Source organism: Colwellia psychrerythraea (genome assembly GCF_000764185.1).
GTDB lineage: Bacteria > Pseudomonadota > Gammaproteobacteria > Enterobacterales > Alteromonadaceae > Colwellia > Colwellia psychrerythraea_B.
The window spans coordinates 1-7,996 of the sequence record NZ_JQEC01000052.1 but is presented as its reverse complement, the minus strand read 5'-3'; the positions used below and the strand labels follow the sequence as shown (position 1 = coordinate 7,996).

Sequence of the window (7,996 nt, the reverse complement as noted above, 5' to 3'; positions counted from 1 at the left end):
CACAATTCAATGATCATCTCTCTCGTTTACTGACGGGGTTAGCGACAGTAAGTGAAACAGAACTTGTAGGGCCGTTGCAGATAAAAAAATTACCTATGCTCTCCACACTTGAGTTGGATTATTCATTGAATACCCTCAATGATACTGAGCAGGATTATCCAACAGATAAATGTCTTCATGAATTATTTGAAGCACAGGCAGTAGCTAATCCGAATAACATTGCTGTAGTTTTTGAAGATGAACAACTTACCTATCAGGAGCTTAATCAGCAGGCAAATAAGGTAGCGCATTACTTAGCAGAGCATCATGACGTTACACCAAATACCTTGGTGGGAATATGTGTTGAACGCTCATTACAGATGGTCGTAGGGTTACTCGGAATATTAAAAGCTGGCGGCGCTTATGTACCACTGGATCCAAGTTACCCTACCGCTCGTTTACAGCATATTATAAACGATACGGGTATCAATTATTTATTAGACCAATCAGGATTACATACCCGTCTTGAACTATCAGACAAGGTTAAACTGATATCAATCAACGATACAAGGTTCACTGATGTTTTCATTGATTATCCTGTTACTAATAGGCAGTTGGCAGATAAGCAGCCTTTATCAAGTCTAGCTTATGTGATCCATACTTCTGGCTCGACAGGAACACCCAAAGGGGTCATGATTGAACAAGGGGCATTTGTTAATTTTTTACAGGCAATGCTGTTTCAATTAGGGCCAAACTTTAATCATGATCTTAAGTTACTGGCCGTAACTACTATGGCCTTTGATATTGCAGGATTAGAAATCTGGGGGCCATTATTTGTAGGTGGTCAAGTTGTTCTGGCGTCAAAAGATGATGTAATAGATCCAAGTAAATTAAGTCATCTACTTAATGTTCATGACATTAATTTCATGCAAGCGACTCCAGCCGGCTGGCGGTCATTACTGGATGACGATTGGGCAGGGAAGAAAGATTTAGTTGCCTTATCTGGAGGTGAACTACTACCTGACAAGTTAGCGAAAAGCTTGATGAGGAATTGTGCTCAGTTGTGGAACTGTTATGGACCAACTGAAGCAACTGTATGGTCTCTTGTACGACGTATAGATTGTGATAACACAAGAGGAAATATTGCTAATTTGGCAGGGCCACTCTCAAATTATAGCCACTACGTGCTGGACTCAACACAGGAAGTTGTTCCGCAAGGTGTTATTGGCGAACTTTACATTGGCGGGACAAGTCTAGCGCGTGGTTATCTCAATAATCCAGATTTAACGAAAGAAAAATTCATAGCAGATCCTTTTGCTAGTAGAAAAGATGCACGTTTATACCGAACAGGTGATTTGGTTCGTTTAGTTTCAGATGGTCAATTAGAATTCGTTGGTCGTACGGATACACAAATTAAAATTCGTGGATTTAGGATTGAGTTAGGGGAGATAGAACATCAATTATCATCCTGTGCAGGTGTATTGTCTTGCATTGTTGTAGCAAATAAAGATGAATCTGGACATAATAATTTAGTCGCTTATGTCATTGCAGATAATACGACAGGAATTAGTCAAGATGAGATGCCTAATTTATTTAGGAAAAGTTTACGGGCTCATATACCCGATTATATGGTGCCATCTATTTTTGTTTTTATTGAACAATGGCCGCTCACGGCTAATGGAAAAATCGATAAAAACTCCTTACCTGCTTATGATCTTCGATTATTTCAGAGGCAGTATCAAGCGGCACAAACCCCGACTGAGCAATTACTTGTTGAGCTTTGGTCAACATTACTGACGTTAAATTCTGATGAAATAAGTATGGACGCTAACTTCTTTGAATTAGGTGGGCATTCATTACTTGCGGTTAAATTAGTGACAAAAATTAGAAGGTTGTTTTCATTAGAAATCATGATTAAAGAGGTTTTTGAACAACCCTCAATCCAAATGTTAGCTCAGACTATTGATAGTAAGCGATCAATAAGTATTGTTGAAAGTAAAATGAAAGAAGTTGTAATTATAAGTGAGGGTTCATTTTGAATATTTTTGAATTAATAGAGCGTTGTACAAAATCTGGTGTATTTTTATTTGTTGAAGAAGGACAGCTTCGATTTAAATTGTCTGTTGATGTTTTCCCTGAAACACTAAAAACTGAAATTACAGAAAATAAACAAGAAATCATTGAATTTTTGACAAAAGGTATGAGTTCATCCCAAGATATTATACGCCCTGAAATAAAGACGCTTCCAAGAATTGATAATGTTTTTGAATTATCTTTCGCCCAGCAGCGCTTATGGTTTATTGACAAGATGGGACACAATGCTATTCAATATAATATGTCAATGGCGTTTGAGGTTAGTGGTAAGTTTGACATGGATATTGCCGAACAGGCTCTATCTCGTATTATCAATCGCCATGAAACGTTACGTACAGTGTTTAGTGAACAAGAAGATGGTTCAAGACAACTTATCCGTGATGAATTTTGTTTCAAGTTTAACTATTTTGATCTGCGTAATTTTTCAGAAAAAAAGCAAATGACTTTATTATCCACCTTGATTGCCCAGGACAAAAATAAGGCATTTGATTTAAGCTCAGATTTAATGGTCAGAGCTTCTTATGTGCAAGTATCAGACAATATAGAACAAACGGTTGGCACTTTATTATTTAACATGCATCATATTGCTTCTGATGGTTGGTCAATGGATGTATTGATAAGAGAATTTGTCACTTTGTATGAGAGCATCATTGCTGAGCAGCCAGATCCATTACTTCCGCTTGAGATCCAATATGCCGATTATGCAAATTGGCAGAGAGAGTACTTACAAGGGGATATGCTTGCCAGTCAGTTAAGTTATTGGGACAAGCAATTAGCCGATTTGCCTTCGATACACTCTCTGATCTTAGATGAAACAAGACCAGAAGAAAAGCAATATGCAGGGGCACGAGTCTCGGGACAATTGTCAGGAGATATAGCGCGTTCATTGCAGCACATTGCAAAAGCGCATCAGCTAACGCCATTTATGTTATTACATGCTGCTTTAGCGCTGGTTTTAGCTCGCCACAGTAATAGCCATGATATTGTTATCGGCACACCTGTTGCCAACAGATTACAGACAGAGCTTGAGCCGCTGATAGGATTTTTCGTCAATACTTTAGTCCTCAGGCTTGATACTAATCATCAAGACTTAAGCGATTATTTGGCCCATGTACGTGAGGTACATTTAGATGCCCAATCGAATCAGGATGTGCCATTTGAACGTCTGGTGGAACAATTAAATATTTCGCGCAGCAGTGCTTATACTCCCGTATTTCAAATTATGCTGACGACAGATACGGATTATGGCTTAGGGGAAAATAAAGAAAGACAGGAGCTGACCTTACCGGGAGTAACCTTATCCCCTTTGGAATCAGAGCATATTACTGCAAAATTTGATTTAGATATTCGTATCAGTCTCAATGAAAATGGTGTAAATCTTGAGTGGGTTTTTGATAAAGCCATCTTTAATGAAGCCCATATAGCACAATTCAATGATCATCTCTCTCGTCTATTGACGGGGTTAGCGACAGTAAGTGAAACAGAACTTGTTGGGCAGTCGCAGATAAAAGATTTACCTATGCTCTCCACGCCTGAGTTGGACTATTTGTTGACTACCCTCAATGATACTGAGCAGGGCTTTCCAACAGATAAATGTATTCATGAGTTGTTTGAAGCACAGGCTTTAGTGACCCCGAATAACATTGCTGTAGTTTTTGAAGATGAACAATTTACCTATCAGGCGCTTAACCAGCGGGCAAATCGGGTAGCGCATTATTTGAACAAACACCATGAGATCACACCAGATACGCTAGTGGGGATATGTGTAGAGCGCTCACTACAGATGGTGGTCGGCATACTGGGAATATTGAAAGCCGGGGGCGCTTATGTGCCTCTTGATCCAAGTTATCCTGAGGCGCGCCTTAATTATATACTCAGTGATGCTGATGTTTCTTTGGTGTTGACGCAGGAAAGCTTGTTAGCAAAAGTAGGGTTAGGAGAGCGACAAGCCGTGTGTTTGGACGGTGAGCTTCTTGAGCATGATCCCTCTGCGACAGATCAGACAGATAATTTAAAGAAAGAAGCTTTAGGGCTGAACTCATCACATTTAGCTTATGTGATCTATACGTCAGGCTCAACCGGGCAGCCTAAAGGGGTAGCGATCAGACATAGCAATACTAACGCTATGCTGCATTGGGCTAATTCAACCTTTGCCCCTGATGAACTTTCAAAAGTGTTGGCGAGTACTTCTTTAAATTTTGACTTGTCTGTGTTTGAGTTATTTGTACCACTTTGTTTCGGTTATCAGTGTATTTTGGTTAAAGATGCGCTTGCATTGATAGAACAGCCACTTGATGTCAGTTTAATTAATACCGTACCGTCAGTCATTAAGGTATTGCTGGAGAACAAGTCTATTTCAGACAGTGTTAAGCTCGTCAACCTTGCGGGAGAGCCTTTAAACACTGAGATAGTCAATGAGATATTGAATAATACAAATTGTACAAAAGTATATAATTTGTATGGTCCATCAGAAGATACCACTTACTCAACGTATATGGCTTTTACATCTACCATCAAAAATAAGCCAGAAATAGGGAGGGTAATAGCAAACAGTCAGGCTTTTGTATTAACAGATGGGCTGGAATTAGCGCCTTTTGGTGTTGCAGGTGAATTGTACTTATCAGGGGCAGGTGTCGCCAAAGGATACCTTAATAAGCCAGAATTAACCGCTGAGCGCTTTATTGAAAATCCGTATTATGATGAAGCCAACCACAATAGTTCAAAGTGTTTGTATAAAACCGGCGATTTGGTGCGTTATTTACCGGATGGCAATTTAGAATATATTAACCGTATCGACGATCAAGTTAAGATCCGCGGCTTTAGAATAGAGCTTGGTGAGATTGAGTCTCATATAAATAAGCAGGCTGAAGTTGACAGCGTTTTAGTATTAGCTAAAGAGTTGATGGTGGAAGAGAAGCAGTTGGTGGCTTATGTCAAGCGAACTGCTGTTATACAAACAACACCTACCGCTAACGAGGTTAAAGAAGAAGATTCAACCGTTTTAACTGATGGTGCTTTTATCACATCGCTTAAAGAAGCTATTGCGAATGAGTTACCAAGTTATATGGTACCTAGTTTGTTTGTGATTGTTCCGGAGTGGCCGCTGATGCCTAACGGAAAAATTAATCGTAACGGGCTGCCTGAGCCTGATGCGACTTTACTGCAAAATGAATATATTGCTCCTGAGACTGTAACTGAAAAGAGATTGGTAGCTATCTGGTCATCATTATTAAAACTTGATGAGGATAAAATTAGTACCAGAGCAAACTTTTTTTCCTTAGGCGGGCACTCTTTATTGGTGATGCGTTTTATCAGTGAACTGGGCAAGCGTCATAATATAGAAATAGCTCTTACGGCACCGTTTAAATACAGTGTATTGGCTAATCTGGCTGTTTATATTGATCAAAATGAGCAGAAGGTTATTAGCCCAATAACTGTCATAAACAAAAATCAGCCATTACCATTGTCATATCCACAACAACGTTTATGGTTTATAGATAAGTTCAGTGGTAGTCGTCAGTACAGTATACCAATTGCAATTAGGTTAATAGGGAAGTTGAATAAGCAATCCTTGAATGACGCATTAAAAACTATTGTTGATAGGCATGAAATATTAAGAACTATATATAAAGAAAACGTAGGTAAACCGGTTCAGGTGCTAAATGCTGATACTGAATTTTCAGTTAAGTTTGTTGATTTAACCTCATTAATTCATGATAAGGATCAGCAAGAACAACAGCTAAAATCGCTTATTCATGAAGACGTTAACAAAACGTTTGATTTGAGCCAGGACTTGATGTTACGAGTAACTTTATTTGAACTAAGCGAACAAAATTCAGTTGTTCAGTTCAATATGCACCATATTGCTTCCGATGGATGGTCACAAGGAATCTTAATTGAAGAGTTTGTTGCATTGTATTTTGCTTACTGTAATGGACAACCCAATCCGTTAGATCCCTTGCCGATTCAATATTCAGATTATGCTTTCTGGCAAAAAGAGTCTTTTACCGGGACTAGCTTAGCCCCTCAATTAGCTTATTGGAAAAAACAACTTAAAGGCTTATCGCAATTACATAGTTTACCTTTGGATAGAGTACGCCCTGCAAAACAAGATTTTAGCGGAGCTAAGTATGAATATACGCTTGATAGTGATCTGCTAAATGCGTTAAATGAGGTTGCCACAAAATATGAAGTAACCTTATTTATGTTACTTTACAGTGTTTTTTCTCTACTGCTGGCTCGTTGGAGTAATGAAAAAGATATTGTTATCGGTAGCCCCATCGCTGGTCGTAATCATCCTGACCTAGCACCTTTAATAGGTTTTTTTACCAATACATTGGTACTAAGATCGATACAGGATGAGCAACAAACATTTGAGCAGCTACTGCATAAAAATAAGCAAATGATCCTTGACGCTTTTCATAATCAAGATCTACCGTTTGAAAATTTGGTTGATTCAATGAAACTGAAAAGAAGTTTGAGTCACGCACCACTTTTTCAGGTCATGTTTACCATGCAGAACAAGGATAGCAATGATATTAGTTTGCCTGATCTTATACTTGAAAGTTTCCCCAGCGACAGAAATAGCTGTAAATTTGATTTGGAATTGATGGTATTTGAGCAGTCTGGAGAATTATCCATTAGTTGGACTTATGCTAAAAGTTTGTTTGCTCATCAGTCTATGGTTAACTTTGGTGATAGTTTTAAAAACTTGTTACTGGAATTAAGTAACAATAAAAACGTTTCAGAGTTGCCAGCTTATCAACTCTCTTTAGTGGATCGTTGTGGAATAGAGCAGTCTAAATCGATGGAGGATGTGAAAACTAGGGAAATTAAGACTGATAGCAGAATACTCGATTGTGCTGTGCATCACTGCTTTGAGCAACAGGCTGATGCCAATCCCAATAATACAGCGCTAGTGTTTAATGATGTGACCTTAACTTATGCACAATTAGATGTTAGGGCAAATCAATTGGCACATGCGTTAATTGACAAAGGAATAAAAGCTGGAAATATAGTCGGGTTATGCTCAGGACGTTCAGTAGAGATGGTTGTTGGGGTTTTGGCAATAATGAAGGTTGGTGCTGCGTATTTACCGCTTGATCCTGGCTTGCCACATTCAAGATTAGAATATATGGCTAGAGACAGTGGAATTGCATTAGCTTTGGTAGAAAATACGTTAATGTCTAGTCATGTGTTTTCTGAATGTGAACAATTGGTACTGGGAGATGGCAAGTGTTTTGATCATTATTCTTCGATGGTTCCTACTTTAGGATATACAGATCTGAATTCCCTTTGTTATGTTATTTATACGTCAGGATCAACGGGTAAACCTAAAGGAGTCAAGGTACCTCATAGCGCAGTGGTTCATTATTTAGCTCATGCGGTAGAAAATTATTTGACGGATAATATTGTTGGTTCTGTGCTGAGTTCGCCGCTAAGTTTTGATGCAACAGTGACTACCTTGATAACGCCATTGATGGCTGGTCGAAAAATTGTAATTCTTCCAGAAAAGCAATATTTAGTTGTAGAGGGGTTGATTAACTATTTTAATGCTGAAGATGATTATTTATTTAAAATAACCCCCGCACATCTTGAATTACTTAGTACTTGCAAAATATCTGGAAACGCCCAGCACATAGTCGTTATTGGAGGAGAGCAGTTAACAACCCGTTGCTTGATGCCATGGAAACGAGATTTATTACCCAATACTATTTATGTAAATGAGTATGGACCAACAGAAACAGCTGTTGGTTGCAGTACTTATTGGATCAGAGAATTACAAGATTTGGAGTATGATGTTCATGCGGTACCTATTGGCCAACCCATTAATAATATAAAGTTTTATGTTTTATATAATGGTCAACCCATACCTTTGGGAGCTATAGGGGAATTGTATATTGGTGGTGATGGTGTTACTCAC

2 protein-coding genes are annotated in these 7,996 nt (G+C 38.6%); both read left to right on the top strand.

Features of this window, described 5'->3' with window-relative positions; all coding sequences use genetic code 11:
* Window positions 1–2,018: non-ribosomal peptide synthetase (locus GAB14E_RS04800; protein ID WP_033083746.1), on the top strand; the 2,018-nt coding region annotated here is incomplete at its 5' end.
* A partial coding sequence (locus GAB14E_RS04805) for a non-ribosomal peptide synthetase (RefSeq protein WP_033083745.1) occupies window positions 2,015–7,996 on the top strand: 5,982 nt, incomplete at its 3' end. The genes GAB14E_RS04800 and GAB14E_RS04805, both read left to right, overlap by 4 nt.